Here is a 25,145-nt window from a genome sequence, read left to right as displayed (position 1 = left end):
GCCATGACTCAGCACCTCGCTGATGCCCCGATCGCCGCTGTCACCGCCGTCACTGCTGTCGAGAACACGCAGGACTGGTGGCGGGACGCGGTGATCTACCAGGTCTATCCGCGCAGTTTCGCCGATGCCAACGGGGACGGCATGGGCGATCTCGAGGGTGTCCGCAGCCGGCTGCCGTATCTGCGGGAGCTCGGTGTCGACGCGGTGTGGCTCTCCCCGTTCTACGCCTCGCCGCAGGCCGACGCCGGGTACGACGTCGCCGACTACCGCGCCGTGGACCCGATGTTCGGCACGGTCGAGCACGCCGAGGCGCTGATCCGCGACGCGCACGAGCTCGATCTGCGCGTGATCGTGGACGTCGTGCCGAACCACTCGTCGGACCAGCACGAGTGGTTCAAGCGGGCCGTGAAGGAGGGACCGGACTCGCCGCTGCGCGGCCGCTACCACTTCAGGGCCGGGCGCGGCACGAACGGTGAACTGCCGCCCAACGACTGGGAGTCCATCTTCGGCGGGCCCGCGTGGACCCGTACGACGAACCCGGACGGCAGCCCGGGCGACTGGTATCTGCACCTGTTCGCGCCCGAGCAGCCCGACTTCAACTGGGACCACCCGGCGGTCGCCGACGAGTTCCGCTCCATCCTGCGCTTCTGGCTGGACCTGGGCGTCGACGGCTTCCGCGTGGACGTCGCGCACGGGCTCGTCAAGGCGGCCGGGCTGCCGGACATCGGCGGCAAGGACCAGGTCAAGCTGCTCGGCAACACCGCGATGCCGTTCTTCGACCAGGACGGTGTGCACGAGATCTACCGTTCGTGGCGCGCGGTGCTCGACGAGTACCCGGGGGAGCGGATCGCGGTTGCCGAGGCCTGGACGCCCACCGTGGACCGTACGGCGCTGTACGTGCGGCCCGACGAGCTGCACCAGGCCTTCAACTTCCAGTACCTGGCGACCTATTGGGACGCGGCAGCGCTGCGCGAAGTGATCGACACCTCCCTCGAGGCGATGCGTCCGGTCGGCGCGCCCGCGACCTGGGTGCTCTCCAACCACGACGTCACACGGCACGCCACCCGGTTCGCCAACCCGGCCGGGCTCGGCACCCAGCTGCGCACGCCGGGCGACCGTGAGCTCGGGCTGCGCCGGGCGCACGCGGCGACGCTCCTGATGCTGGCGCTGCCCGGCTCCGCGTACGTCTACCAGGGCGAGGAGCTGGGCCTGCCCGACGTCACCGACCTGCCGGACGAGGCGCGTCAGGACCCCTCGTTCTTCCGTGCGGCAGGGCAGGACGGCTTCCGCGACGGCTGCCGGGTGCCCATCCCGTGGACGCGCGACGGGAGTTCGTACGGGTTCGGGGCCGGCGGCAGCTGGCTGCCGCAGCCGGCCCAGTGGTCCGAGCTGAGCGTCGAGGCGCAGTCGGGCGACCAGGGCTCGACCCTTGAGCTGTACCGGGGCGCCCTTGCGCTGCGGCGCTCCCACCCGGGCCTCGGCGCGGGCGAGTCCGTGCGCTGGCGGGACGCGCCCGAGGGCGTGCTCGTCTTCGAGCGCGAGGGCGGGTTCGTCTGCACGGCGAACACGACGGGCGCGCCGGTACGCATCGACACCCCCGGCCATCCGCTGCTCATGAGCCACACGGGCACGCTGATCTACAACGAGCAGAACGTGGACCTGCCCGCCGACTGCACGATCTGGTGGCAGGCGTGACCGTCCCCACCGCGCGGGGTGCCGTACTGGGGGGGAACGGCACCCCGCGGCTTGCCGACATAGCCGCCCAGGCCTCCGTCAGCGAGGCCACCGCAAGCCGGGTGCTCAACGGCAAGGCAGGCGTGGCGACGGCGACGCGGCAGCGGGTGCTCGCGGCGCTCGACGTGCTCGGCTACGAGCGGCCCGTACGGCTCAGGCAGCGCAGCGCGGGGCTCATCGGCCTCGTGGTGCCCGAGCTCAACAACCCGATCTTCCCGGCGTTCGCGCAGGTCATCGAGCAGTCCCTGGCAGGGCACGGGTACACGCCCGTGCTCTGTACGCAGACACCGGGCGGCGCCACCGAGGACGAGCTGGTCGAGCAGCTGGAGCAACGCGGCGTCAACGGCATGGTGTTCGTCTCCGGACTGCACGCCGACTCCACGGCCGACCCCGCGCGCTACACCGAACTGGCCGCGCGCGGCGTGCCGTTCGTCCTCATCAACGGCTACCACCCGGACATCGACGCGCCGTTCGTGTCGCCCGACGACCACTCGGCGGCCCGGATGGCCGTACGGCATCTCGTGGACCTCGGCCACGAGCGGATCGGTCTCGCGGTGGGCCCGACCCGCTATGTGCCGGCCCGCCGCAAGACGGAGGGTTTCGTGGCCGCCCTCCAGGAACTGCTCGGCATCCCACGGGGGGATGCCGAACAGCAGGTGCAGCGCACCCTGTTCACCGTCGAGGGCGGCCAGGCCGCGGCCGGTGTGCTGCTCGACCAGGGCTGCACCGGCATCGTCTGCGCCAGCGACCTGATGGCGCTCGGCGCGGTGCGCGCGGCCCGCCAGCGCGGCCTCGACGTACCGCGCGACCTGTCGGTGGTCGGCTTCGACGACTCGCCGCTGATCGCGTTCACCGATCCGCCGCTCACCACCGTGCGCCAGCCGGTGCAGGCCATGGCGACGGCCGCGGTCGGCGCCCTGCTCGAAGAGATCCAGGGCAATCCGGTGCAGCGCACCGAGTTCGTGTTCCAGCCGGAGCTCGTCGTACGCGGGTCCACGGCCCAAGTGCGGCGCTGAGCAAGGCCGTTCCCCACGGCGCCGTACGGGTGTGAGCCGCTCCCGTACGGCGCCGGGCAAGGCGGTACGTCGGCACGTCGGCACGTCCGCATCTCGGCACGTCTGCACCTACGCATCTCTGCACCTCAGCACGTCACCGGATCCACTCCTCAGAGCCGGAGGACCCATGACCCGCAGCAGACCTCTCATAGCCGCACTCGGCCTGGCCGCGGCGACCGCGACCGTGCTGGTCGCTCCCGCCGCCCAGGCCGCACCGCCGGGCGAGAAGGACGTCACCGCCGTTCTCTTCGAGTGGCGCTTCGACTCGATCGCCCGCGCCTGTGCGGAGGATCTCGGACCGGCCGGATACGGCTACGTCCAGGTCTCCCCGCCGCAGGAGCACATCCAGGGCTCCCAGTGGTGGACCTCGTACCAGCCCGTCAGCTACAAGATCGCGGGCCGGCTCGGCGACCGCACCGCCTTCAAGAACATGGTCGACACCTGTCACGCGGCGGGCGTCAAGGTCGTCGCCGACTCGGTGATCAACCACATGGCGGCCGGCGACGGCACCGGTACGGGCGGCTCGGCGTACACCAAGTACAACTATCCCGGGCTCTACTCGGGCGCGGACATGGACGACTGCCGCTCCCTCGTCACGAACTACCGTGACCGCGCGAACGTCCAGAACTGCGAACTGCTCGGCCTCGCCGACCTGGACACCGGCGAGGACTACGTCCGCAGGGCGATCGCCGGGTACCTCAACGACCTGCTCGCGCTCGGCGTCGACGGCTTCAGGATCGACGGGGCCAAGCACATGCCGGCCGCCGACCTGGCCGCCGTCAAGAAGCTGCTCACCGACCAGAACGCGTACTGGAAGCAGGAGGTCATCTACGGAGAGGGAGAGGCCGTCTCGCCGAGCGAGTATCTCGGCAACGGCGATGTGCAGGAGTTCCGTTACGCCCGGGGCCTCAAGCAGACCTTCCTGAACGAGAACCTCGCCAACCTGAAGAACTACGGCGAGGCCTGGGGCTTCATGGAGTCCGGGAAGTCGGCCGTCTTCGTCGACAACCACGACACGGAGCGCGGCGGCGACACCCTCAGCTACAAGAACGGCTCCGCCTACACCCTCGCCAACGTCTTCATGCTGGCCTGGCCGTACGGCTCCCCGGACATCCACTCCGGCTACGAGTGGTCCGACAAGGAGGCGGGTCCGCCCAACTCCGGGACGGTGAACGCCTGTTACCGCGACGGCTGGAAGTGCCAGCACGACTGGCGTGAGATCTCCTCCATGGTGGCGTTCCGCAACGAGGCCCGCGGCCAGTCCGTCACCAACTGGTGGGACAACGGCGGCGACCAGATCGCGTTCGGCCGCGGCAGCAAGGCCTATGTGGCCATCAACCACGAGGGCTCCGCGCTCACCCGCACCTTCCAGACCTCGCTGCCCGCGGGCGACTACTGCGATGTGCAGAGCGGCAAGGGTGTCAGCGTGAACGGCTCCGGCCAGTTCACGGCGACGGTCCCCGCGGGTACGGCCGTCGCGCTGCACACCGGCGCGCGCAGCTGTACGGGCACATCGAACCCCGAACCGGTCACCACCGGGGCCTCCTTCAGCGTCAACGCCACCACGGTCCTGGGCCAGAACATCCACGTGGCCGGTGACTGTGCCCAGCTCGGCGCCTGGAATACCGGCAGCGCGCCCAAGCTGGACCCGGCCTCGTACCCGGTCTGGAAGCTGGACGTGGCGCTGCCCGCCGGCACCACCTGCGCGTACAAGTACATCCGCAAGGAGGCGAACGGCGCGGTGACCTGGGAGAGCGGTGCCAACCGCACGCTCTCCGTGCCGGCCTCCGGCTCGGTGACCCTGAACGACACCTGGCGCGCCTGAGCAACTCCCTTTCCCGTCAGGCCCCTTGACCTTTCCGTCAGGCCCATGGACCGCGGGCCGTCTCATGCCCATCCATACCCCGCTGCATGAGGCGGCCCGCCCACTTTCCCACCCACAAGGAGACCCGGACCGTGACCGGTTCACTCAGGCATGCCCGAAGAGCCGCCGCCGCTACGGCCGCCGCGCTTCTGGCATCGCTCGTACCCGCCGTTCCCGCGGCCGCCGACGCGCCGCCCCCGCCGCCCTCGGACGCGAAGCTCGCGGCCGAACCGGCCCGCCACGACCTCACCCGCGACCAGTTCTACTTCGTCCTCCCCGACCGCTTCGCCAACGGCGACAAGGGCAACGACAAGGGCGGACTGACCGGCTCGCGCCTGGAGACCGGCTTCGATCCGGCCGACAAGGGCTTCTACCAGGGCGGCGACCTCAAGGGCCTGACCGACCGGCTCGACTACATCAAGGGGCTCGGCACCACCGCCATCTGGATGGCGCCGATCTTCAAGAACAAGCCGGTCCAGGGCGTCGGCAAGGACGCGAGCGCCGGCTACCACGGCTACTGGATCACCGACTTCACCCAGGTCGACCCGCACTTCGGCAGCAACGCGGACCTGGAGCGGCTGATCGACAAGGCCCATGCCAAGGGCATGAAGGTCTTCTTCGACGTCATCACCAACCACACCGCCGACGTGGTGAACTACGAGGAGAAGTCCTACGACTACCTCTCCAAGGGCGCCTTCCCGTATCTGACCAAGGACGGAAAGCCCTTCGACGACGCGGACCATGCGGACGGAACCTCCAAGTTCCCCGCGGTGGACCGCAGTTCGTTCCCGCGCACCCCGGTCGTGCCGCCCGCCGAGAAGGACCTCAAGGTCCCGTCCTGGCTGAACGACCCGCTGATGTACCACAACCGCGGCGACTCCACCTTCGCCGGCGAGTCCTCCACGTACGGCGACTTCTCCGGCCTCGACGACCTGTGGACCGAGCGTCCCGAGGTCGTGCGCGGCATGGAGCGGATCTACCAGCGCTGGGTGCGGGACTTCGACATCGACGGCTTCCGCATCGACACGGTCAAGCACGTCAACACCGAGTTCTGGACCCAGTGGGCGACCGCGCTCGACGCGTACGCCGAGCGGCAGGGCCGCGAGGACTTCTTCATGTTCGGCGAGGTGTACTCCGCCGATACGGACATCACCTCGCCGTACGTCACCGAGGGCCGGCTCGACTCGACGCTCGACTTCCCGTTCCAGGACGCGGCCCGCGCGTACGCCTCCCAGGGCGGTGACGCCGCGCGGCTCGCCAAGGTCTTCGGCGACGACTACAAGTACACGAGCGACAAGGCCAACGCGTACGAGCAGGTCTCGTTCCTCGGCAACCACGACATGGGCCGCTTCGGCACCTTCCTGAAGCAGGACCGGCCGGGTGCCTCGGACGCCGAGCTCGTCGACCGCTACGAGCTGGCCAACGAGCTGATGTTCCTCGGCCGCGGCAACCCGGTCGTCTACTACGGCGACGAGCAGGGCTTCACGGGCGCAGGCGGCGACAAGGACGCCCGCCAGACCCTGTTCGCCTCCGAGACCGCCGACTACCTCGACGACGACCAGCTGGGCACCGACCGCACCCATGCGAAGGACGCGTACGACGCGGACCACCCCCTGTACCGGCAGATCGCCGAGCTCTCCGCCCTGCGCAATGCGCACCCGGCGCTCGCGGACGGCATCCAGGAGGAGCGGTACGCGCAGGGTTCCGTCTACGCCTTCTCTCGTACGGATGCGAAGAGCCGTATCGAGTACGTGGTCGCCGCGAACAATGCGCAGGAGCCGAGGACGGTCGAGATCCCGACCGGCTCGAAGGGCGTGAACTTCCGTGCGGTGTACGGGAACAAGGGCCTATCGGTGGTCAGCGGTGACGACCGGAAGGTCAAGGTCGAGATCCCCGCGCTTTCGACGCTCGTCCTCAAGGCCGACAAGGCCCTCGCCGCCCCGGACGCCAAGCCCTCCGTCGAGCTGCAGGCCCCGGCCGCCGGTTCCACCGGCCGGGTCGAGGTCACCGCGAAGGTCAGCGGCGGCGGCCTGAACCGGGTCGTCTTCGCCGCCCAGACCGGCAACGGCAGGTGGCAGGTCCTCGGCTCGGCCGACCACGCCCCGTACAAGGTGACGCACCGCATCGACGCCGCGCAGGCCAGAACTCCCGTGCGCTACAAGGCCGTTGTCGTCGACTCCCGCGGCCGTACGGCGAGTGACCTGGCCGCGACCGTCTCCGGCGCACCGCCTGTGGAGCAGGAGCCGAGCGCCGTCGAGCGCGAGTACGCGGTCGTGCACTACAAGCGGCCCGGCGGCGACTACGAGGGCTGGACCCTCAAGTCCGGTGACGCCACGGCTGAGTTCACGGGCCGCGACGCCTACGGCGCCTTCGCCTGGGTGAAGCTGCCCGAAGGGGCCGCGGAGGTCGCGTACACCGTCGAGAAGGACGGCGTCGCGGACGGCCCGCAGCGCACCGTGCCGCTCGCGACGACCGGCGAGGTCTGGATCGAGCAGGGCAAGGACGCGCAGGCGACCAGCGCGCCCGAAGGTGCGTACCCGCCGCAGGACAAGACCAAGGCCGTGCTGCACTACCAGCGGGCCGACGGGAACTACGACGGCTGGGGCCTGCACACCTGGACCGGCGCCAAGGAGCCCACCGACTGGTCCAAGCCTCTTCTGCCCGCCCGGATGGATTCCTATGGTGCGGTCTATGAGGTACCGCTCGCGGACGGGGCCACGTCGCTCAGCTACATCCTGCACAAGGGCGACGAGAAGGACCTGCCGTCCGACCAGTCCCTCGACCTCGCCGCCAACGGGCACGAGGTCTGGATGATGGGCGGCAAGGAGAAGTACCTGCTGCCGCAGCCCAAGGCCGCCAAGGTCGACTACACCAAGGCCGAGGCCGTGTGGATCGACCGGGACACGGTGGTCTGGAACGGCGCCAAGTCTCCCGCTTCCGCGCAGCTGTTGTACGCCAAGGACGGTGACCTGAAGGACGCCCGCTGGCTGCGGCTGCGCAAGGCCGAGCTGACCGGGGCGCAGAAGGAGAAGTTCCCGCATCTGGCCGCCAAGCAGGCCTGGACCGTGGACGCCCGGGACCGCGACCGGGTGCGCGAGGCGCTGCGCGGCCGGGTGGTCGCCACCCAGCGGGCCGCGAACGGTGCGGTCGTCGCCGGCTCCGGTGTCCAGCTCGCCGGTGTCCTCGACGACCTGTACGACGCCACCGAAGCCGACCTCGGTCCGGTCTTCGACGACCGGGGCAGGCCCACGCTCAGCGTCTGGGCGCCCACCGCGCAGTCCGTCGCGCTCGACCTCGACGGCCGCAAGGTCCCGATGAGCCGCGACGACGCCACCGGTGTCTGGTCGGTCAAGGGCGCGAAGTCCTGGACCGGCCGACCGTACCGGTACGTCGTCAAGGTGTGGGCGCCCAGCGTCCAGAAGGTCGTCACCAACGAGGTCACCGATCCGTACTCGCTCGCCCTGACCGCCGACTCCGAGCGCTCCCTGGTGGTCGATCTGCGCGCCAAGTCCCTTGCCCCGAGCGGCTGGTCGGGCCTGAAGAAGCCCAAGGCCGTCGCGCCGGGCCAGGCCCGGATCCAGGAGCTGCACATCCGTGACTTCTCGGTCGCGGACTCCACCGCCCGCAACCAGGGCAAGTACAAGGCCTTCACGGAGAAGAACAGCAAGGGCTCGCGGCACCTGCGCGAGCTGGCGAAGGCCGGTACCAACTATGTGCACCTGCTGCCCGCCTTCGACATCGCCACCATCCCCGAGCGCGAGCAGGCGAGCGTCGACTGCGACCTGGCCTCGCACGCACCCGACTCCGACAAGCAGCAGGAGTGCGTGGCGAAGACCGCCGCGAAGGACGCGTACAACTGGGGCTACGACCCCTACCACTTCACCGTCCCGGAGGGCTCCTACGCCTCCGACCCGGACGGCACGCAGCGCACGGTCGAGTTCCGCGAGATGGTCAAGTCGCTGAACGAGGACGGCCTCAGGGTCGTCATGGACGTGGTCTACAACCACACCACCACCAGCGGCCAGGCGAAGACCTCGGTCCTCGACAAGATCGTGCCCGGCTACTACCACCGCCTCCTCGACGACGGCTCGGTGGCCACCTCCACCTGCTGCGCCAACACCGCGCCCGAGAACGCGATGATGGGCAAGCTCGTCGTCGACTCGATCGTGACGTGGGCCCGCGAGTACAAGGTCGACGGCTTCCGCTTCGACCTGATGGGCCACCACCCGAAGGCCAACATCCTCGCCGTGCGCAAGGCGCTCGACGCCCTGACCGTCGAGAAGGACGGCGTCGACGGCAAGAGCATCCTCCTGTACGGGGAGGGCTGGAACTTCGGCGAGATCGCCGACGACGCCCGCTTCGTGCAGGCCACGCAGAAGAACATGGCGGGCACCGGCATCGCCACCTTCTCCGACCGGGCCCGTGACGCCGTGCGCGGCGGCGGACCCTTCGACGAGGACCCGCGGGTCCAGGGCTTCGGCTCCGGCCTGTTCACCGAGCCCAACTCCTCGGCGGCGAACGGCACTCCGGCCGAGCAGAAGGAGCGCCTGCTCCACTACCAGGACCTCCTGAAGGTCGGTCTGACCGGCAACCTCGCCGGCTACACCTTCACCGACAGCGGCGGCCGCAAGGTCAAGGGCTCCGAGGTCGACTACAACGGCGCACCCGCCGGCTACGCAGCCACGCCCGCCGACGCGCTCGCCTATGTGGACGCCCACGACAACGAGACCCTGTTCGACGCCCTCGCCTACAAGCTGCCGCCGACGGTGAGCGCCGAGGACCGGGCCCGTATGCAGGTGCTCTCGATGGCCACGGCGGCCCTGTCGCAAGGCCCTTCGCTCTCCCAGGCCGGCAGCGACCTGTTGCGCTCCAAGTCCCTCGACCGCAACTCGTACGAGAGCGGCGACTGGTTCAACGCCATCCACTGGGACTGCCGCGACGGCAACGGCTTCGGGCGCGGACTGCCCATGGCCGCCGACAACAAGGACAAGTGGAACTACGCCAAACCCCTGTTGACGGCTGTACCGGCCATGCGCTGCCCGCAGATCGAGGGCGCCTCGGCCGCCTACCGGGACCTGCTGAGAATCCGTACGACAGAGAGCGCATTCGCGCTGAGCGGTCTCGACGAGGTCCAGCGCGAGCTGTCGTTCCCGCTGTCAGGTGAGCGAGAGACGCCCGGTGTGGTGACCATGCGGCTCGGCGAGCTCGTCGTGATCTTCAACGCGACCCCCGCCACGCAGAAGCAGCAGGTGGACGCACTCGCCGGCACCGGATACGCGCTGCATCGCGTCCAGGCCGACGGCAGCGACCCGATCGTCAAGTCGGCCGCGTACGAGGCCGGTTCGGGGACCTTCACCGTTCCGGGGCGGACGGTCGCCGTCTTCACCCCCGGGGGCTGAGAGGAGCGCTAACTTGGGTGCGCGGGCCACCACCGACATCAGGCCCGCGCACTGTCCCCGAAGGGGGAGTCCATGAACCGAACGGAAGGCAGCCCTGAACTCGCCGAGGACTCCACGGTCCTCGTCGTCGACGACGCACCCGCGAGCCGGTACGCCATCGGAGCCGTACTGCGCAGGGCGGGTCATCAAGTCGTGCCCGTGGCCAGTGCCGGCGAGGCGCTGATCGAGCTGGACACGCTGCAGCGTGCCGGCGCACTGCCGGACGTGGCGCTCGTCGACATCGGGCTGCCGGATATGAGCGGGTACGAACTGTGCCGCCGTATCAAGGAAGTTCCGCTCACCGCCGGAATGCCGGTGGTGCACTTCTCCGCGAAACCCGCGGGTCCGGGGGATCGCACCCGGGGCCTCGACGCGGGCGCCGACGCCTACTTCAACGTCCCCGCCGAACCCGAGGAGATCCAGGCCGTCGTACGGGCCGCGGTCCGCGGCGCACGGTTCCGCACCACCGCGGAGGCCGAGGCCGGCCGGCTCTCGCTGCTCTCCGAGGCGGTGCTCGCCGTCCAGGCGGCGCGCTGCCCGCAGGAACTGGCCACCGCCGCGGCCGCCGGAGCGGCCCGGATCAGCGGCGGGCCCGCCGTGGCCTTCGTCTTCGGCGAGGACGGCGAGCTGGTCGTGGGCAGCTCGCGGCGGCGCGCCCCCGGTGCACTGCCCGACGCGAGCGCCGCCGACGAGGTGGTGCGGCTCAGCGAGCGCCTGATGGCCGGGCGCTCAGGGGTCCAGTCCACCGTCGTGCCCGCCCCGATGTGGCCGGCCGGCTACTTCCGTGCGGGCCAGGCGGAGGCGGCGCGGCTGATCGTGGCCTGCGGCAGCGCCACCGCACCGCCGGTCTGCGTGGCCGTCCCCGCGTACGAGGTGGGCGAACGCAACACCGGCGGCAGCGACGGCGGCCGATTGCTCGGCCGGCTCGTCCATGCGACCGCGCTCGCCGCCGAACCGCTGCTCATGTACGAGGTCGAGCGGCATATCGCCCTCACGCTGCAGCACAGCTTCCTGCCCAAACGGCTGCCCGAGATGCCGGGCGCCGACGTGGTGGTGCGCTATGTGCCGGCCTCCCGGCACACCGAGATCGGCGGCGACTTCTATGTGTCGATCACGACGCCCGAAGGGATCCTCGTCGGGGTGGGCGATGTCGTCGGGCACTCCCTCGACGCGGCCACCGTGATGGTCGAGATCCGCCACGCCCTGCGGGCCTACTGCGTGGACGAGAGCGACCCGGGGGTCCTCGTGGCACGGCTCGACCGGATGCTGCAGCGCTACCATCCGCAGTCCACGGCCACGGTCTGTCTCGCCCTGGTCGACCCGGCCACCGGCCGCACCCGGATCGCCAACGCGGGCCATATCCCGCCCCTGATCGTCGGCGACGGCGACGCACGCTACTGCGGGGCGAGCGGGCCGCTGCTCGGCATCGGGCTCGGCCATCCCGAGCCCACCGAGCTCAAGATCACGGCGGCGGAACGGCTCCTGATGGTGACGGACGGCCTCATCGAGACCCGCGGTATCGACCTCGGGGTCTCCCTGGCGCACCTGCGTCAAGTGGCCGCCGACGCCCCCGCGGACCCGGGGGCACTCTGCGACACCCTGCTCAACTGCTTCGGACATGAAAGGGCGGACGACATCGCGCTGTTGGCGCTGCGGCTCACGGACTAGGAACCGGCGGCGCGGCTCACCGACCAGGAACCGGCGGTGCGGCTCACCGGCGGCCGGGATCAGCCGGTGAGCTTCCGCTCCATGAGTGTCACCCCGTACTTGCTGCCGCCCGCGCCCTCCTTGAACGGCTGCTCGCCCACCACGGTGTACCCGGCGTGCTCGTAGTACGTGCGCAGCCGCGGGTTCGACGACACGCAGTCGAGGCGGCACAGCCCGCGGCCCGCCGCCGCGGTCCGCTCCTCGGCATGGGCGAGCAGCGCGCGGCCGGTGCCGGCGGGCGCCGAGCGGTGGGTCATCAAGCGGTGCACGTACCCGGCGACCGGCGGCTGCTCGCCCCAGGCCGGCTCGTCGTCCCACCACAGCTCGTACGCACCGGCCACGGTCTCCCGCGCGTCCGCGTCCTCCGCGTACGCGAGCCAGACCTCGCCCTCCTTGATCCGCAGCCGGAAGTGCTCCTCGCTCTTCTCGCCCGGCTTCCACTGGTCGATCCCGTTCTCCTGCATCCAGCGCGCGGCGCCGTCGTACAGGCCGACAAGGGTCGCGAGATCGGCGGGGGAGTCGGTGGCCTGCCGGAACACGAGCGGTGCGGTGATCATGTGCTCAGTATGCAGACGGCTCCGTACGGCCGACGCGCGAGGTCGTAGCCTCGGGGGAGTCCGCACCCGCAACCGAGCCCGGAGCGCGCCCATGCCCCAGATCACCGTCGAACACCCCGCCCACTTCGCCGCCTCGTTCGACCGCCGCGGCTTCGCGCTCGCGCTGCACCCGCTGGTGGTGGAGATCGCCGGTGCCCGGCTCGCCGCGTGCAAGACCCGCTTCCGTACCACCGAGGAGAACGTGATCGGGGACGAGACGGACGGCCCGGGCGTGCTCGCGATCGAGATCGCGCTGCTCGCGGGTCGCTCCGACGAGGTCAAGAAGCGGCTGGCCGAGGCCGCCGCCGAGCTCGCCGGCAAGTACGCGGTCGGCACGCCCGTCGCGGGCCATGTGTCCGTGGAGGTACGGGACCTGGACGCCTCGTACTCGAAGGCGTAACGCCCGCGCGGCGCCTACCGGGGAGCCAGCGCGACCAGGCGCGCCACCAGCTCGCCGAACGGACCGTCCGCCGGTTCGTCGGCCAGGATGCGCGTCAGGATCGCCGCCATCTCCGCGTCGTACGCGGCGCTCACCGCGGTGAGCGCCGCGAAGTCGTGCACCAGCTGGAGCTCCAGCTCGGCGCGCGGGATCCGCCGCCCGTCCAGCCAGATCAGTGCGGTGGACTCGGCGAGCGAGACCCAGGAGCGGATGACGAGTTCGAGCCGGGCGGGCGGCTCGGCGATGTCCAGATGCCGCACGATCTCCTCGTACGCGGCCTGGCGCACCGAATCGATCAGGGCGTTGGCCGCCGACGCGGCCTCGCCGCCCAGCGTGCCGGAGACCGCGGGGCCCCCGCGCATCAGCGCCGAGAAGCCGGGCCCGTGCTCGTCCACGAAGTCGAAGTACCGGCCCATCACCCGCAGCAGCCGCGCGCCGAGCGGTCCTTCGCGCGGCTCGACGAACCGGGTGGCCAGATCGTCGGCGGCCCGCTTCAGAGCCGCCTCGTAGAGGCTGAGCTTGCCCGGGAAGTAGTGGTAGACGAGCGGCCGCGAGATGCCCGCGGCCGCCGCTATCTCGTCGATGGAGACCTCGTCGGGGGAGCGGTGGCTGAACAGCTCCAAGGCCACGCCGATGAGTTGCTGCCGCCGCTCCTCGACAGCCATCCTGCGGCGCACCCCGGTCGTCATGCGAACACTCTATCGGCCACTCGCCGTACGGCTCCCCCGGAGGTGGGGCACTCGCTGTGCGGCGTCCTCGGCGGTCGGGCACTCGCCGCCCGGCCTCCTCGGCGGTCGGGCACTCGCCGCCCGGCCTCCTCGGCGGTCGGGCACTCGCCGCCCGGCCTCCTCACAGGTCGAGCACGAGCCGGCCGCCCTTGGCGCGCGAGACGCAGATCAGCATCGAGTCCTCGCGCTCGCCGTCGACGAGCAGCTCGTCGCGGTGGTCGATCTCCCCGGCGAGTACCCGCTGTTGGCACGTCCCGCAGAAGCCCTGCTCGCAGGAGTACGCGGTGTTCGGCAGCTCCTTGCGGACGGCCGCCAGGACGCTCTCGTCCGCGGCCACGGTCACCGTCCGCCCGCTGCGCCGCAGTTCGACCTCGAAGGCCTCGTCGCCCGCCACCGCCGCGGCCGCCGTGAACCGCTCCGTGTGCAGCGTGCAGCCGGCCGGCAGCACCTCGGCCACCGCGTCCATCAAGGGCTCCGGCCCGCAGCAGTAGACGGCCGCCGCCTGCGGCACGTCCGCGAACAGAGCCCGCAGATCGGGGAGTCCGGCCTCGTCCTCGGCCGTCACGGTGAGCCGCTCGGGACCCGCGATCTTCTCGACCTCGTCGAGGAACGGCATCGAGGCCCTGGACCGCCCGCAGTAGAGGATCCGCCAGTCCGCACCCGAGGCCTCCGCGGCCCGCAGCATCGGCAGCACGGGCGTGATCCCGATCCCGCCCGCCACGAAGACATACGCGTGCGAGGACTTCAGCGCGAAACGGTTCCGCGGCCCGCGGACCCGCAGCCGCATCCCCTCCCGCAGCTCCTCGTGCACCTCGCGCGAACCGCCCCTGCCGTCCTCGACGAGCCGGGTCGCGAGCGTGTACGCGGAGGTGTCGGCGGGGTCGCCGCACAGCGAGTACTGCCGCACCAGGCCCGACGGCAGCGTCAGCTCCAGATGCGCTCCCGGCTCCCAGGCCGGCAAGTCCTGCCCGTACAGGCTCAGTTGGACGACACCTTCGGCGATCTCCGCGCGCCGGCCGAGGGTCAGCGTCAGGGCCCGGGCGCGCGGGCGGCCCGAGGTGGGCACCGGCAGTGCGGGCAGCGGCCACAGCGGGGAGCGGTCGATCCGGCGGCGCAGCGCGCGGCGGGTCAGGAGGGCGGCGCCGGCCAGGGCGGCGACGGTACGCAGGCGGGGCATCTCAGGCGGCGCCCTTCTCGGAAGGCTTGCCCTGGTCGGGAGCGGTGCCCTTCTCGCGGGCCTCCGCGGCCAGGGCGGCCGGCGACGAGGCGAGATAGGCCACCGCCTGTGCCGTCGACCCCTCGCGGGAGGGGTGGTAGTCCCGGGCCAGATAGCGGGGGATGGAGCGCGCCATCGCGCCCGCCGTCGGCAGCATCCCCTGCCGCCCCTTCGCGAGGAACTCGCTCCAGCTCGCCTTCCCGTCGTCCAGGGTCGGGTCGTTGGCCATGAAGAACCGGGCGCCGCGCTGCCACAGGAAGACCAGCGCCGAGAACGCGGTGGCCCAAGTGCGCACCCTGCGGCTGTAGTTGCCGTCGACGTGCAGGAAGAGCTCGAACGCGACCGAGCGGTGCTCGACCTCCTCCGCGCCGTGCCAGCGCAGCAGGTCCAGCATCGTCGGGTCGGCGCCCTTGCGGTCCAGGCTCTCGGCGTTGAGCACCCAGTCGCCGAGGAAGGCCGTGTAGTGCTCGATGGCCGCGATCAGCGCGACCCGCTCGTACAGCCACCACTTGCGGGCCCTGCCGGGCGGCAGCGTCCGGTCGCCGAGCAGCTTCTCGAAGAGCCAGTCGACCTGGGCGAGATACGGCGCCGGGTCCAGACCCTGCTCCTTGAGGTGCGGCAGGACCTCGTCGTGCGCCTGGGCGTGCATGGCCTCCTGGCCGATGAACCCGATCACGTCCTCGCGCAGTCTGTCGTCCTCGATGTACGGCAGCACCTGCTTGTAGACGTGCACGAACCAGCGTTCGCCCGCGGGAAGGAGCAGATGCAGCACATTGATCGTGTGCGTGGTGAACGGGTCGCCGGGTATCCAGTGCAGCGGCGTCTCCTCCCAGGCGAAGGAGACCTTGCGTGCCTTGAGCGCTGTGTGCTCGGACGCTTCCCCAAGTTCTCGGCTGCGCTCGAACAGGGGAGACCCCATCGGCTGGGGGAGCCGGGCCTGCGTATTAGACATGGCGTCAATGTACTGACGGGTAAGGCGCTGCGACACCCCTCTGCGCCCAGGAGTTGTGGGCGCGGAGGGCTCGCCTTCGCCGGTGAGGGCGTCAGCGCAGAGGGCTCGCCTTCGCCGACGCACGGCGTCAGCGCAGGGCGTTCACCTTGCCGCCGTCCTCCAGCCGCCCGTTGAGCTCCGCACGGGCGCCCTCCTGCGCGCGGACGGAGAGGGTGTTGCCGCGCGCCGAGGCGGTGACCCCGCCTGAGGTGGCGATGGAGTCGACCTGACGGCTGCCGCCCGCGAGCAGATACCAGCTGCCCGCGCGGGACTTCCACAGCACGCCGGCAAGGACCTTCGGATCGCGCGGCCCGCAGGCCGGCGCGTCCTCGGCCTTGGCGGCGATGGCCCCGGTCTCCTTGCCGGGCGCCTGGAACTGCGCGAGCGTCCGGCTGCCCGCGCCCCGCCAGGTCTCGGCGCGGGTGCAGACCCAGCTCGCGGTGCCATTGTCCTCGGGCAGCGTCTGGAAGGCATACGCCCAGGAGTTGACCGCCCGTACCCCGTGCGCGCGCACCGTGGGCAGCAGGCAGGCGGTGCGGGCCCAGCTCTCGCGGGCCGCGCTGCCGGAGATCTCGCGCGGGGACTCGGGACGGCCCGAGGTCAGATGCGCGGGGGTGAGCTCGCCGAGGTCGGTGACGGTGCGGGTGGTGGCGTTGTCGCGCAGTTCGAGGGCGTTCCACGAGGTGCACTCGCGGGCCTGGGCGGGGCTGAGCACCGGATCCGTCACGCCGTCCTCCGTACGGTTGACCGCGCGCGCCTCGGCATCCGGGTCGGTGAGGTCGCGCACCGCGACGCCGCTCACCCAAGGGGCCGTCAGATAGCGGACGTTGCCGTCGGTGCGGCCCACGACGAGGGCGCTCGCGGTGGACGCGCCCGCGCCGTCCACGCGCGCGAAGTCCAGGGCGGCGCCGCTGGTGCCCTCCTTGGGCTCGGCATAGCGCGCGATCCGCAGCCCGTCGTACAGGAGCACGACGCGGGCCTGGTCGACCTCGCCCGCGTACAGGAGCTGCGCGGGGCCGGGCGGTGCGCCGGCCGGGGTGCCGGGGGTTGCCGAGACCTGCACACTCCTGCCGGGCCGCGCCCACACCGCGAGCGCGCGGCGAAGCAGCTCCTTGTCGCCGGTGAGCGAGCCGCGCGCGGGCCAGGCCGAGAAGTCCGTACGGGCCGAGCGCTTCCACGCGTCGGCGGCCGCGGCCGTCAACTGGTCCGGATCCAGGGCGGCTTCGGCCGCCGGATTCTTCGCGTACGCGGGCGCCGCGGCGCCGTCGGGACCCCAGCCGTCCCCGGGCAGCCCGAGCAGCGCCCCGCAGACCACCACGGCCGCGGTGGCGACCAGGGCGGCCTTGGTGTGCTGGCGGCGGCGCATCAGATCCGTGGGGCGGGCCTGCAGCGAGCACGGGTCGAACTCGGGGGAGTCGAGCAGCGCGTACATCGCCTCCACACCGTCCGCCTCGGCGAGCGCCGCATGCGCGTCCTCGACATCGGCCGCGTCCAGGATCCTGCGCACCTCGGTGTCGGGCAGTCCTTCGAGCCCGCGCAGCACGTACGCGGCGCGGGCGGGGCCGGAGAGCGCGGAAAGCCGCTGGTCCAGGGCGAGTTCATCGGCGCCGCCGGAGCGCGGGAACAGCCGCAGTCCCCACACCTGCGGCAGCAGGGGCGGGAACTGGGCCCGCTTGGGCCAGGCCTTGCGCTTCAGCGGAAGGCCGGCCTCCAGGGCGCCCTTGAGCACCCGCAGCCGTACGTAGGCGTACCCCGGGTCGCCGAGCCGCCCCTGGCCGCCGCTGCCGCGCTGCTGGGGGAACGCGGGAGCATCACCAGGAGTGCGGCCCTTGGGCAGGGCGCGCTGCACGAGCGAATGCGCGGTCAGGACCCGGCGGTTGCGGCCGAGGTTTGGCGGAAGGACGAGATAGCCGAGCCGGACGAGCCGTGGATAGTGCTCGACGATGGCCGCTTCGGCCTGCTCGACGGCGACGGCGGGAGCGGCCGGTGCGGGGTCCTGGGCGGGGCGGCGGGTGGCGACATCCGGAGAACTCACGTTCAGCAAAACGAGCGAATCTTGGGATGGTCACTCGAATGCGGTGACGCGCCGCAGGCGATCAGTAGCCCGGCCCCGTGACCGGACGCGTCATCTCCTTGCGGATCTGGTCGGCCTCCTTCGCCGCCCGGTCCAGATTCGCCCCGCCGATGAACTGGACGGCCCCGCGCGTGTTCAGGTCGGACCATGCGCAGACGGTCGCGGTGCCGTACGAGGAGGAGGAGGCCGACCGGCAGGTGAACCTGGTCTTCGAGCCGGGGACCTGGATCTTCCGCAGCGGCTCGTGGAACGTCTGCTCGTTCGTCACGAGCATGCTGTTGATCGTCGGCTCCATGTCGACGTTCGCTTCCTTGAACCGGCCGTACTCGCCGTTCACCTGCAGGCTCTGGAAGGCCCCGTTCCCGCCGGCTCCGTCGTACGTGGCCGAGATGGCCAGGGCGTCCTTCTGGGCGTCGCTGTCGTCCAGCGGGCGCGGGTCGGGGATGTAGGTGTCGTTCAACGTGTAGGCGCCGTCGACGAGTTCGAGCGGCCTGGTGAGCTCGTACTCGGCCTTGGGGAAGGAGGCGTCGTCCCCGCCGCCGTCCCCTCCGGGGTTCCCGGCCAGCTGGGTGGCCACGAACCCGCCGACCACGAGCAGGGCGGCGGCGATCGCGACGCGCCAGTTCCGGGCGGTGCGGGAGGGGGAGGGGGCGGGGGAGGGAGAGGGCGAGGCCGGCGCCGGTGACGGCGAGCCCGCCGCCGCGGCCGGCTGGGTGGCGAGGTCGTGCAGGGCGCCGGCGGTCACGGCGTCCTCGCCGCCGCGGTCCGCGGGCGGCTGCGACGGGGCGCGGTCCGCAGGCGGCTGCGGCGGGGCAACCGCCACGGTGGGCGGGTGCGCGGGGGCCTGTGGCTGCGCAGCGGGCTGCGGGGCGAAGAGGTCGAGCAGCCGCTCCGGGGTGGGACGCCCGGCCGGGTCCTTCGCCAGGCAGTCGGCGATCACCGGGCGCAGGCCCGCGGGCACGGCGGAGAGATCCGGTGTCTCGTGCACCGAGCGGTACATCAGCCCCATCGGGGTGCCCCCGCCGAACGCGCTCCCACCCGCCGCGGCGACAAGCACCGCGCCCAGCGCGAACACATCGGCGGCCGGGCCCACTTCGAGGCCCTGGGCCTGTTCGGGCGCCAGGAAGCCGGGCGTGCCGAAGGCCGCTCCGGTGGAGGTGAGCCGGGTGGACTCCACGGCCCGTGCGATGCCGAAGTCGAGCACGCGGGGCCCGTCCTCGGCCATGATGATGTTGCCGGGCTTGAGGTCGCGGTGGATCAGCCCGCAGCCGTGGATGGCCCCCAGGGCCTCCGCGAGTGCCGCGCCCAGCGAGCGCAGCCGGACCTCGTCCATCGGGCCCTGCGCGTCGATCAGTCCGGCCAGGGTCGGCCCCGCCACATACGCCGTCGCGAGCCAGGGCGTGTCCGCCTCCGGGTCGGCGTCGACGACCTGCGCCGTATGGAAGCCGCCGACCTTGCGGGCGGCCTCGACCTCGGCGCGGAACCGTGCGCGGAAATGCGGATCGGCGGCCAGTTCGGGACGCGCCACCTTGACCGCGACGGTCCGGCCGCCGCGTGACCGCGCCAGGTACACCATGCCCATGCCGCCCGCGCCCAGCTCGCGCTCCACGGCGTAAGGGCCTATGTGGCTTGGCAGTTCCACCCCGTACCTCATGTGTCGCATGCTCCCCCGTTGAGACGACGCGCGTCAGTATGACGGTTGACGCGCGGGCGCGTGGGCCGCAGGGGCACGATGGAGCCATGCGTTTACGCCCCCACATAGCCCAACTCGCATGCGCAGCAGCCCTGTTCGCTGTCGTCGGCTGCAGCGGTGCGTCGGACGATCCGGTGCCGGAGATCGTCACCGGCAGCCTCGAGGAGATCGCCGCGAAGGCGGACTGCGAGCCCAACGTCCAGACGGACGCGGCCGAACTGCGGCAGGCCAACTGCCGCAACGGCGAAGGCCGGTTCATCCTGACCACGTTCGCCACGGCCCGCGGCCAGCGTGAGTGGATCAACGAGGCCAATGACTACGGCGGTACGTATCTCGTCGGCCGCAAGTGGGTCGCCAGTGGCGAGGAGAAGGTGGTCATGTCACTGCGCGGCCGGCTCGGCGGGACCGTGGAGCGTGCCGGGCACCACTCGGGGAGTAGTGGTGCAGGGGGGAACGGGCACACCGGAGGTCATCAGCACTGAGCCGGCCGCGCAGGGCGGGGGCATGGGCCCCGCGTGGGGGACGGGGCCCATGGTCGGTGATGTGGGGAGTGGGGTCGAGGACTGGGGGTCGGGGTCGGGGTCGGTCAGCGGCAGCGGTCGCCGCGGTTGATGCAGCTCACCAGGCGCCGCATCTCGCGGTCCGCGAAGACGTTGATGAAGTCCCCGTGGTCGGTGACCGGTTTGTGCAGCTGCTCGGGGAAGGAGTCGACGGCGAAGTTGGGCTCCGGCGGCACGTCGTACACGATCCGCTGCACCAGCTGCGGAATCGCCCGGAAGCCCGCCGGGCAGCGCCCGTCCGCGCCGGCGAAGGCCACATGGGTGCGGTGGTTGGCGCTGTCGATGTTCTGGCCGTCCCAGCAGCTCTGGAACTTGAAGGTGCGCACGACCTTCGAGCCCTCGGGGCAGAGCGGGTACTTGTCCTTGAGCTGACGGTTCTCGAATCCGGTGCAGGACCAGGACGCATTGGCGTTCGCATTGCCGTTGGTGAACGCCTTGGCGTCACCGGTGATGATCCGCAGGAAGCGCGGCATCGCGACGACCTTGCCCGTGGGACTGCCCACGAACTTCAGCGTGACCTGGTCGGGGGTCTGGATCTCGCCGACGTTCTGGTCCTTGCCGCCGCCGTCCGCCTGCGCGTCGTTCTCTTCCTGTCCGTTCTGAATCCTCAGGACCGGCCAGTAGTACGTGGATTTGTCGCGCTGATTGCGGCAGGTGGTCCGGCCGTTGGCCAGATCCTCGTCGCTGGAGAAGGCGTCTGTGGCCTGATTGCCGACGTAATCGTGCATATGGTGAGCGCCATTGCTCACACCTGGAGCGACAATGACATTGTCCGGGTTGAACTTTCCGTTCTCGTTCGTTCCGCATTTGGTCTGGAACTGTCCACGGGACGCGCCTCGTTGATTGCGCACCTTGTTCACATTGGGTGCGACGTCCTCGATCGGGACGAAGTCGTCGGGGGACGGGCCGTTCCCGGCCTGCCCGCCGTTGCCCGGCTGCTCGCCCTGTCCCGGTTCCTCGCCCTGCCCTGGTTCCCCGCCCTCTCCGGGCTCCTCGCCCGGTGCCTCGCTCGCGCCCGGGCTCTCGGTGCCGCCCTGGGCGGGAGGCTGTTCGTCGGCCCGTAACGTGCAGGGAGCGAAGGAGTCCAGGCCCTCCGGCGGCTGCCCGCCGGCCTCCTGTATCGCCCCCGCGATCGCGGCGAGCGTGCCCCGGCGCTGCTCCTCCAGCGGACCGAGAACATCCTGCTGTCCCTGCGCGAAACTCTCGTACGCCTGGGTGATCTGCGTGTCCAGGGCGGCCAGTTCGCGGTCGACCGTCGGTCGTGCTCCCTCGGGCACGTCCTGCAGCTGCTGGGAGACATCCGGGCAGTCGATGGTCGACATCTGGGGCCCGGATCCGGATTCCTGGGCGGAGGCCGGCGGCTGACTGCTCTCTTCACCTGCCGAGGCATAGAAATTCGCCATCGTCAGGCCGCCTGCACCCAGGATCAATGCCGTGGAGGCGGCTAGCGCCCGTCCGGCCAGTTTGGAGCGTTTACGAGATGATCGTTGACGAGAAGTGCGTCCCATGGGGCTAGGTACGCGGACGATCTCCGTCTGTTTCAGCGGCCTCAGAAGTTATCGGAACTTCGTAGAATTCTCCGGGTTCAATTCCGGCACAACACCCCAACGCGCCCCAACGGGGGTCAATCTCAACGCCCTTGGTCGAGATAGGCGAGAACGGCGAGCACCCGGCGGTTGTCGTCGTCCGACACCGGAAGATCGAGTTTCGCGAAGATATTGGAGGTGTGCTTGGCGATGGCGCGTTCGGTCACGAACAGCTGCCCCGCGATCGCCGCATTGGACCGCCCCTGCGCCATCAGTTCGAGCACTTCCAGCTCGCGCGGGGTGAGCCCGCCGACCGGCCGGTCCGCCTGCCGCCGCGAGAGCAGCTGCTGGATCACCTGCGGGTCCATCGCGGTACCGCCCGCTGCGACCCGCCGTACGGCGTCGATGAACTGCTCCGCGTCGAAGACCCGGTCCTTGAGCAGATACCCGATCCCGCCGTTGCCGTCCGCGAGCAGCTCCCGCGCGTACAGCTGCTCCACGTGCTGGGAGAGGACGAGCACCGGAAGCCCGGGCCTGGCCCGCCGCGCGGCCAGGGCGCACTGCAGGCCCTCGTCGGTGTGCGAGGGCGGCAGCCGTACGTCGCACACCGCGACGTCGATCTCCAACTCGGCGAAGGCGCGGGTCAGTTCGGGCCCGGTCTCGACGGCGGCGACCACCTCGAAGTCGTAGGCCTCGAGCATCCGCACCAGACCGTCACGCAGCAGAAAGAGATCTTCGGCTAGGAGGACGCGCAAGGGATCTCCATGGTCACCATGGTGGGACCGCCCGCGGGAGAGCTGACGGCCAGGACACCGTCGAATGTACCGAGCCGCCGCTCGACCCCGCGCAGCCCGCTGCCCGCGGACACGTCCGCGCCGCCGCGCCCGTTGTCGGTGACGGCGATACGGAGCATGCCGGCCCGATGCTCGATGTCGACCCAGATCCGTTCGGCGTCCGCGTGCTTGACCGCGTTGGTGAGCACCTCGCTCACCGCGAAGTACGCGGCGGACTCGACCGGCGCCTCGAGCCGTCCGGGCAGCGCCACCGCCACCTCGGTGGGCACCGGCAGCCGCAGGGCGAGGGCCTGCACCGCATCGCCGAGGCCGCGTTCCGCGAGCACCGGCGGGTGGATGCCGCGCACCAGGTCGCGCAGTTCGGTGAGCGCGTCCGCGGAGTTCTGCCGGGCCTGCGCGAGCAGCTCCTTGGCCTTCGCCGGGTTCTTCTCGACGAGCGCCTCGATCGTGCCGAGGTCCATGCCCATCGCCACGAGCCGGGCCTGCGCGCCGTCGTGCAAGTCCCGCTCGATACGGCGCAGTTCGGCGGCCGAGGCGTCCACCGCGTCATGCCGTGACTCGGTGAGCTGGTCGATCCGGGCGTCGAGCCGGGCCTTGCGGGTCGGGGAGAGCGAGGCCGCGGCCACCGCGAAGTGCGCCCGTACGAGATAGGGGTTGAAGAGCAGGCCGAGCGTGATCCAGACGAGGCCGAGCAGGGAGGCGAGGAAGGCCGTGCCCCAGCCCTGCACGGGAATGAACGCGTACCACCAGTCGCCCAGCACCGTCCACAGGCCCGCGAAAAGGACCGTGCCGAAGAGCCCTTCGACAAGGAGCCCGGGCGCGAGGATCGCGGTGACCGCGCCGGCCGTCATATCGGTGAGCAGCCACAGCAGGTCCCGCCAGGTCGCCGGGTCCTTCAGCATCAGGTTCAGGCGCTCCACATGGCCGACGAACCCCGTGCGCAGGTCGGCCGGGAACCGGCGGTACGGCACGGGGATCTCCACGCCCGACCAGGCGTACGCGAGCTTGCGCCGTGTCGTGGCGTGGGCGCGCACCAGGTCGATGAGGTACGGCGTGGTGAGGACACCGACGCCGATGGGGATCAGGGCGAGCGACACGACGGTCAGGACGAACAGGACGATCGAGGCCGTCAGCGCGAGCAGGGCGAGGGCGAGGCCCTGGGCGGCGGCGATCAGCGAGCCGCGCACCTTCGTCGTCGCCGCGCTGTCGATGCCCATGGCCGTCCGTCCTCCTGGATCGTGTCCGCGCGGCCGGTACGTCCGTGCCGGCCCCCGCGTCGTCCAGTGTGACGGGCGCGGACCCCCAGGTCACGGGGTTCCGCCCCCGGCCGGGGGTGTACCTGACACCACCCTCCGGCCGGGGCCACGGGCCGGGGCGTGCTCGGAGGCCGGGCACGCGATCTCGGAGTCCGGGCACGCGTCGCGCTCAGAGGCCGAGAACCTTGGCCTCCACCGCGGGGTCGACGCCCTTCATCGGGCGGTCCGGGCGCAGGGGCGCCTTGCCGCCGATGGACTGCAGCCAGGCCCAGGTGTCGGCGACGGTCTCGCGTACGGGCCGGCAGCGCAGACCGGTGGCGACCGCCCGGGAGACATCGGCGCTGTGCACCGCGTCCTGCATGTCGGTGCCCGGCGGCACCCAGACCGGCAGCTCGGTCCACGGCTGGATGCCCGCGTCGAGGATCACCTGCGGATCGGTCCAGCGCAGCTCCGCGTCCGAACCGACGACCTCGACGAGGGTGTCGAGGAACTCGCCCATGGTCGTGTGACCCGACGGACTCACCATGTTGTACGGGCCGGTGAGTCCGGCCTCGACGGCGTCGAGGATCCACTCGGCCATGTCGCGCACGTCGAGGTACTGGATCCTGAGGTCGCGCGGCCCGGGGGCGAGCACGGGGCCGCCGCGCTCGATCCGGCCGAGCCACCAGGGCAGCCGGCCGACGTTCTCGTACGGTCCGAGCAGCAGGCCCGCCCGTACGTGCAGCGAGCGGTCCGTGCCGAACTCCCGCTCCAGGGCGAGCTCGGAGCCCCGCTTGGCCACGGCGTAGTCGTCGAACGCGTCCGAGTCCGGGTCGCCCGTCACCAGGGGAGCGCTCTCGTCGTACCCGGCGGGCGGAGCCCAGGTGTAGACGGAGAACGTGGACACGTAGGCGTAGTGCCCCACCCGGCCCTTGAGCAGCCGCGCGGTGTCCCGCACGGCCCTCGGCGCCTTCGACCAGGTGTCGACCACCGCGTCCCACTCGCCCTCCGCGAGCGCGTCGAGCCCACCGGGAGCGGTCCGGTCCCCGTTGAGCGACCGCGCCCCTTGCGGCACGGGGTGATTGCCACGATGAAACACCGTCACGTCCCACCCACGGTCGAGCGCACCCTCGACGAGAGCACGCCCGGCGAATTCGGTACCACCGAGAAGCAGAAGTTTCATGGGGCGATCGTGTCCGCGCGGGGTCCTCCGCGGCAACGTTTTCTGCCATGGGCAGATCGCGCGTGGCTTGCGAGGGATGCGCAGGTGGCGGGGGTTGCGCTGCCTCGGCGGTGGGGGCGTCCTGGCCCGGGTCCGGGGGCGGGGGCCGCGTAGGGGTGGCGGGGCGGGAGTGTCAGGCGTGTCGGGGAGGGCGGCCCAGGCCTGGGGTGCAGGGGTGGTTGGGCGCCAGTGTCCGGCGTGCTGGGGAGGGCGGCTGGAGCTGCCGGGGGCGGAGCCCGCGCGAGGGTGGTGGGGCTCCGGCCTAGGCGCCGG

General features: G+C 71.3%; 17 protein-coding genes. 7 read left to right on the top strand and 10 right to left on the bottom strand.

The window, feature by feature from the left end; all coding sequences use genetic code 11:
• Positions 1-3 precede the first annotated feature (3 nt).
• The 5 genes from H9Y04_RS07400 to H9Y04_RS07380 all read left to right on the top strand — a co-directional run bounded on the left by H9Y04_RS07400 (position 4) and on the right by H9Y04_RS07380 (position 11,759).
• Positions 4-1,695, top strand: a complete 1,692-nt coding sequence (locus tag H9Y04_RS07400) for a glycoside hydrolase family 13 protein (protein WP_187812851.1) — start codon at positions 4-6, stop codon at positions 1,693-1,695.
• Complete coding sequence (locus tag H9Y04_RS07395; protein WP_187812850.1) at positions 1,683-2,750, top strand: LacI family DNA-binding transcriptional regulator; 1,068 nt, start codon at positions 1,683-1,685, stop codon at positions 2,748-2,750. The genes H9Y04_RS07400 and H9Y04_RS07395 overlap by 13 nt, the downstream gene beginning before the upstream one ends.
• A 166-nt stretch (positions 2,751-2,916) precedes the next feature.
• Positions 2,917-4,614 (top strand): carbohydrate-binding module family 20 domain-containing protein, encoded by a 1,698-nt coding sequence (locus tag H9Y04_RS07390; RefSeq protein ID WP_187812849.1) that lies wholly within the window; start codon positions 2,917-2,919, stop codon positions 4,612-4,614.
• Positions 4,615-4,745: 131 nt separating this feature from the next.
• A complete protein-coding gene (pulA, locus tag H9Y04_RS07385) occupies positions 4,746-10,052 on the top strand; it encodes a pullulanase-type alpha-1,6-glucosidase (RefSeq protein ID WP_308800889.1) in 5,307 nt (1,768 codons plus the stop codon).
• A gap of 72 nt (positions 10,053-10,124) precedes the next feature.
• Entirely contained in the window at positions 10,125-11,759 is a 1,635-nt protein-coding gene (locus H9Y04_RS07380) for a SpoIIE family protein phosphatase (RefSeq protein WP_187812847.1), read from the top strand.
• 59 nt (positions 11,760-11,818) lie between these two features.
• Here the strand turns inward: H9Y04_RS07380 and H9Y04_RS07375 are convergent, their stop codons facing one another.
• The gene (locus tag H9Y04_RS07375) at positions 11,819-12,355 is read right to left on the bottom strand and encodes a GNAT family N-acetyltransferase (protein WP_187812846.1); all 537 of its coding nucleotides are present in this window, start codon (positions 12,353-12,355) and stop codon (positions 11,819-11,821) included.
• 91 nt (positions 12,356-12,446) lie between these two features.
• On the opposite strand from H9Y04_RS07375, the gene H9Y04_RS07370 reads away from it, so the two are divergent.
• The gene (locus H9Y04_RS07370; RefSeq protein WP_187812845.1) at positions 12,447-12,794 is read left to right on the top strand and encodes a 5-carboxymethyl-2-hydroxymuconate Delta-isomerase; all 348 of its coding nucleotides are present in this window, start codon (positions 12,447-12,449) and stop codon (positions 12,792-12,794) included.
• A gap of 14 nt (positions 12,795-12,808) precedes the next feature.
• On the opposite strand, the gene H9Y04_RS07365 is transcribed toward H9Y04_RS07370, so the two are convergent.
• The 5 genes from H9Y04_RS07365 to H9Y04_RS48645 form a co-directional block, all read right to left on the bottom strand.
• Positions 12,809-13,522 (bottom strand): TetR/AcrR family transcriptional regulator, encoded by a 714-nt coding sequence (locus tag H9Y04_RS07365; RefSeq protein WP_187812844.1) that lies wholly within the window; start codon positions 13,520-13,522, stop codon positions 12,809-12,811.
• Positions 13,523-13,682: 160 nt separating this feature from the next.
• On the bottom strand, positions 13,683-14,738 hold the full coding sequence (locus H9Y04_RS07360) for a PDR/VanB family oxidoreductase (protein WP_187812843.1): 1,056 nt from the start codon (positions 14,736-14,738) through the stop codon (positions 13,683-13,685).
• A gap of 1 nt (position 14,739) precedes the next feature.
• Positions 14,740-15,696, bottom strand: coding sequence for a metal-dependent hydrolase (locus H9Y04_RS07355; protein WP_236070667.1), 957 nt, complete (start codon positions 15,694-15,696; stop codon positions 14,740-14,742).
• A 160-nt stretch (positions 15,697-15,856) separates the two neighbouring features.
• Complete coding sequence (locus H9Y04_RS07350) at positions 15,857-17,803, bottom strand: hypothetical protein (RefSeq protein ID WP_187812841.1); 1,947 nt, start codon at positions 17,801-17,803, stop codon at positions 15,857-15,859.
• 61 nt (positions 17,804-17,864) lie between these two features.
• Entirely contained in the window at positions 17,865-19,496 is a 1,632-nt protein-coding gene (locus H9Y04_RS48645) for a serine/threonine-protein kinase (protein ID WP_438818078.1), read from the bottom strand.
• An 86-nt stretch (positions 19,497-19,582) separates the two neighbouring features.
• Here H9Y04_RS48645 and H9Y04_RS07340 point away from each other — a divergent pair, with 86 nt between their 5' ends.
• Positions 19,583-20,017, top strand: a complete 435-nt coding sequence (locus tag H9Y04_RS07340; protein ID WP_187812840.1) for a hypothetical protein — start codon at positions 19,583-19,585, stop codon at positions 20,015-20,017.
• A 104-nt stretch (positions 20,018-20,121) separates the two neighbouring features.
• On the opposite strand, the gene H9Y04_RS07335 is transcribed toward H9Y04_RS07340, so the two are convergent.
• The 4 genes from H9Y04_RS07335 to H9Y04_RS07320 all read right to left on the bottom strand — a co-directional run bounded on the left by H9Y04_RS07335 (position 20,122) and on the right by H9Y04_RS07320 (position 24,833).
• The gene (locus tag H9Y04_RS07335) at positions 20,122-21,603 is read right to left on the bottom strand and encodes a DUF1996 domain-containing protein (protein WP_187812839.1); all 1,482 of its coding nucleotides are present in this window, start codon (positions 21,601-21,603) and stop codon (positions 20,122-20,124) included.
• Between the two features lie 122 nt (positions 21,604-21,725).
• Complete coding sequence (locus H9Y04_RS07330; RefSeq protein ID WP_187812838.1) at positions 21,726-22,376, bottom strand: response regulator transcription factor; 651 nt, start codon at positions 22,374-22,376, stop codon at positions 21,726-21,728.
• On the bottom strand, positions 22,361-23,632 hold the full coding sequence (locus tag H9Y04_RS07325; protein ID WP_187812837.1) for a sensor histidine kinase: 1,272 nt from the start codon (positions 23,630-23,632) through the stop codon (positions 22,361-22,363). Before H9Y04_RS07325 ends, H9Y04_RS07330 begins: the two co-directional genes overlap by 16 nt.
• Positions 23,633-23,840: 208 nt before the next feature.
• The gene (locus H9Y04_RS07320) at positions 23,841-24,833 is read right to left on the bottom strand and encodes an NAD-dependent epimerase/dehydratase family protein (protein WP_187812836.1); all 993 of its coding nucleotides are present in this window, start codon (positions 24,831-24,833) and stop codon (positions 23,841-23,843) included.
• Positions 24,834-25,145: the final 312 nt, after the last annotated feature.

Origin of the sequence: Streptomyces polyasparticus (assembly GCF_014493765.1) — a bacterium.
GTDB lineage: Bacteria > Actinomycetota > Actinomycetes > Streptomycetales > Streptomycetaceae > Streptomyces > Streptomyces polyasparticus.
Note: the sequence above shows the minus strand (reverse complement) of the source record. Positions and strands in the feature narration are given on the sequence as shown.

What these genes read in the sequence shown, in the direction of transcription:
- H9Y04_RS07370 (WP_187812845.1), top strand. Translation starts at nt 12,447, where the DNA reads ATGCCCCAGATCACCGTCGAACACCCCGCCCACTTCGCCGCCTCGTTC.
- H9Y04_RS07355 (WP_236070667.1), bottom strand. Translation starts at nt 15,696, where the DNA reads ATGGGGTCTCCCCTGTTCGAGCGCAGCCGAGAACTTGGGGAAGCGTCC.
- H9Y04_RS07340 (WP_187812840.1), top strand. Translation starts at nt 19,583, where the DNA reads ATGCGTTTACGCCCCCACATAGCCCAACTCGCATGCGCAGCAGCCCTG.
- H9Y04_RS07325 (WP_187812837.1), bottom strand. Translation starts at nt 23,632, where the DNA reads ATGGGCATCGACAGCGCGGCGACGACGAAGGTGCGCGGCTCGCTGATC.
- H9Y04_RS07375 (WP_187812846.1), bottom strand. Translation starts at nt 12,355, where the DNA reads ATGATCACCGCACCGCTCGTGTTCCGGCAGGCCACCGACTCCCCCGCC.
- H9Y04_RS48645 (WP_438818078.1), bottom strand. Translation starts at nt 19,496, where the DNA reads ATGAGGTACGGGGTGGAACTGCCAAGCCACATAGGCCCTTACGCCGTG.
- H9Y04_RS07365 (WP_187812844.1), bottom strand. Translation starts at nt 13,522, where the DNA reads ATGACGACCGGGGTGCGCCGCAGGATGGCTGTCGAGGAGCGGCGGCAG.
- H9Y04_RS07380 (WP_187812847.1), top strand. Translation starts at nt 10,125, where the DNA reads ATGAACCGAACGGAAGGCAGCCCTGAACTCGCCGAGGACTCCACGGTC.
- H9Y04_RS07335 (WP_187812839.1), bottom strand. Translation starts at nt 21,603, where the DNA reads ATGGGACGCACTTCTCGTCAACGATCATCTCGTAAACGCTCCAAACTG.
- H9Y04_RS07390 (WP_187812849.1), top strand. Translation starts at nt 2,917, where the DNA reads ATGACCCGCAGCAGACCTCTCATAGCCGCACTCGGCCTGGCCGCGGCG.
- H9Y04_RS07400 (WP_187812851.1), top strand. Translation starts at nt 4, where the DNA reads ATGACTCAGCACCTCGCTGATGCCCCGATCGCCGCTGTCACCGCCGTC.
- H9Y04_RS07360 (WP_187812843.1), bottom strand. Translation starts at nt 14,738, where the DNA reads ATGCCCCGCCTGCGTACCGTCGCCGCCCTGGCCGGCGCCGCCCTCCTG.
- H9Y04_RS07320 (WP_187812836.1), bottom strand. Translation starts at nt 24,833, where the DNA reads ATGAAACTTCTGCTTCTCGGTGGTACCGAATTCGCCGGGCGTGCTCTC.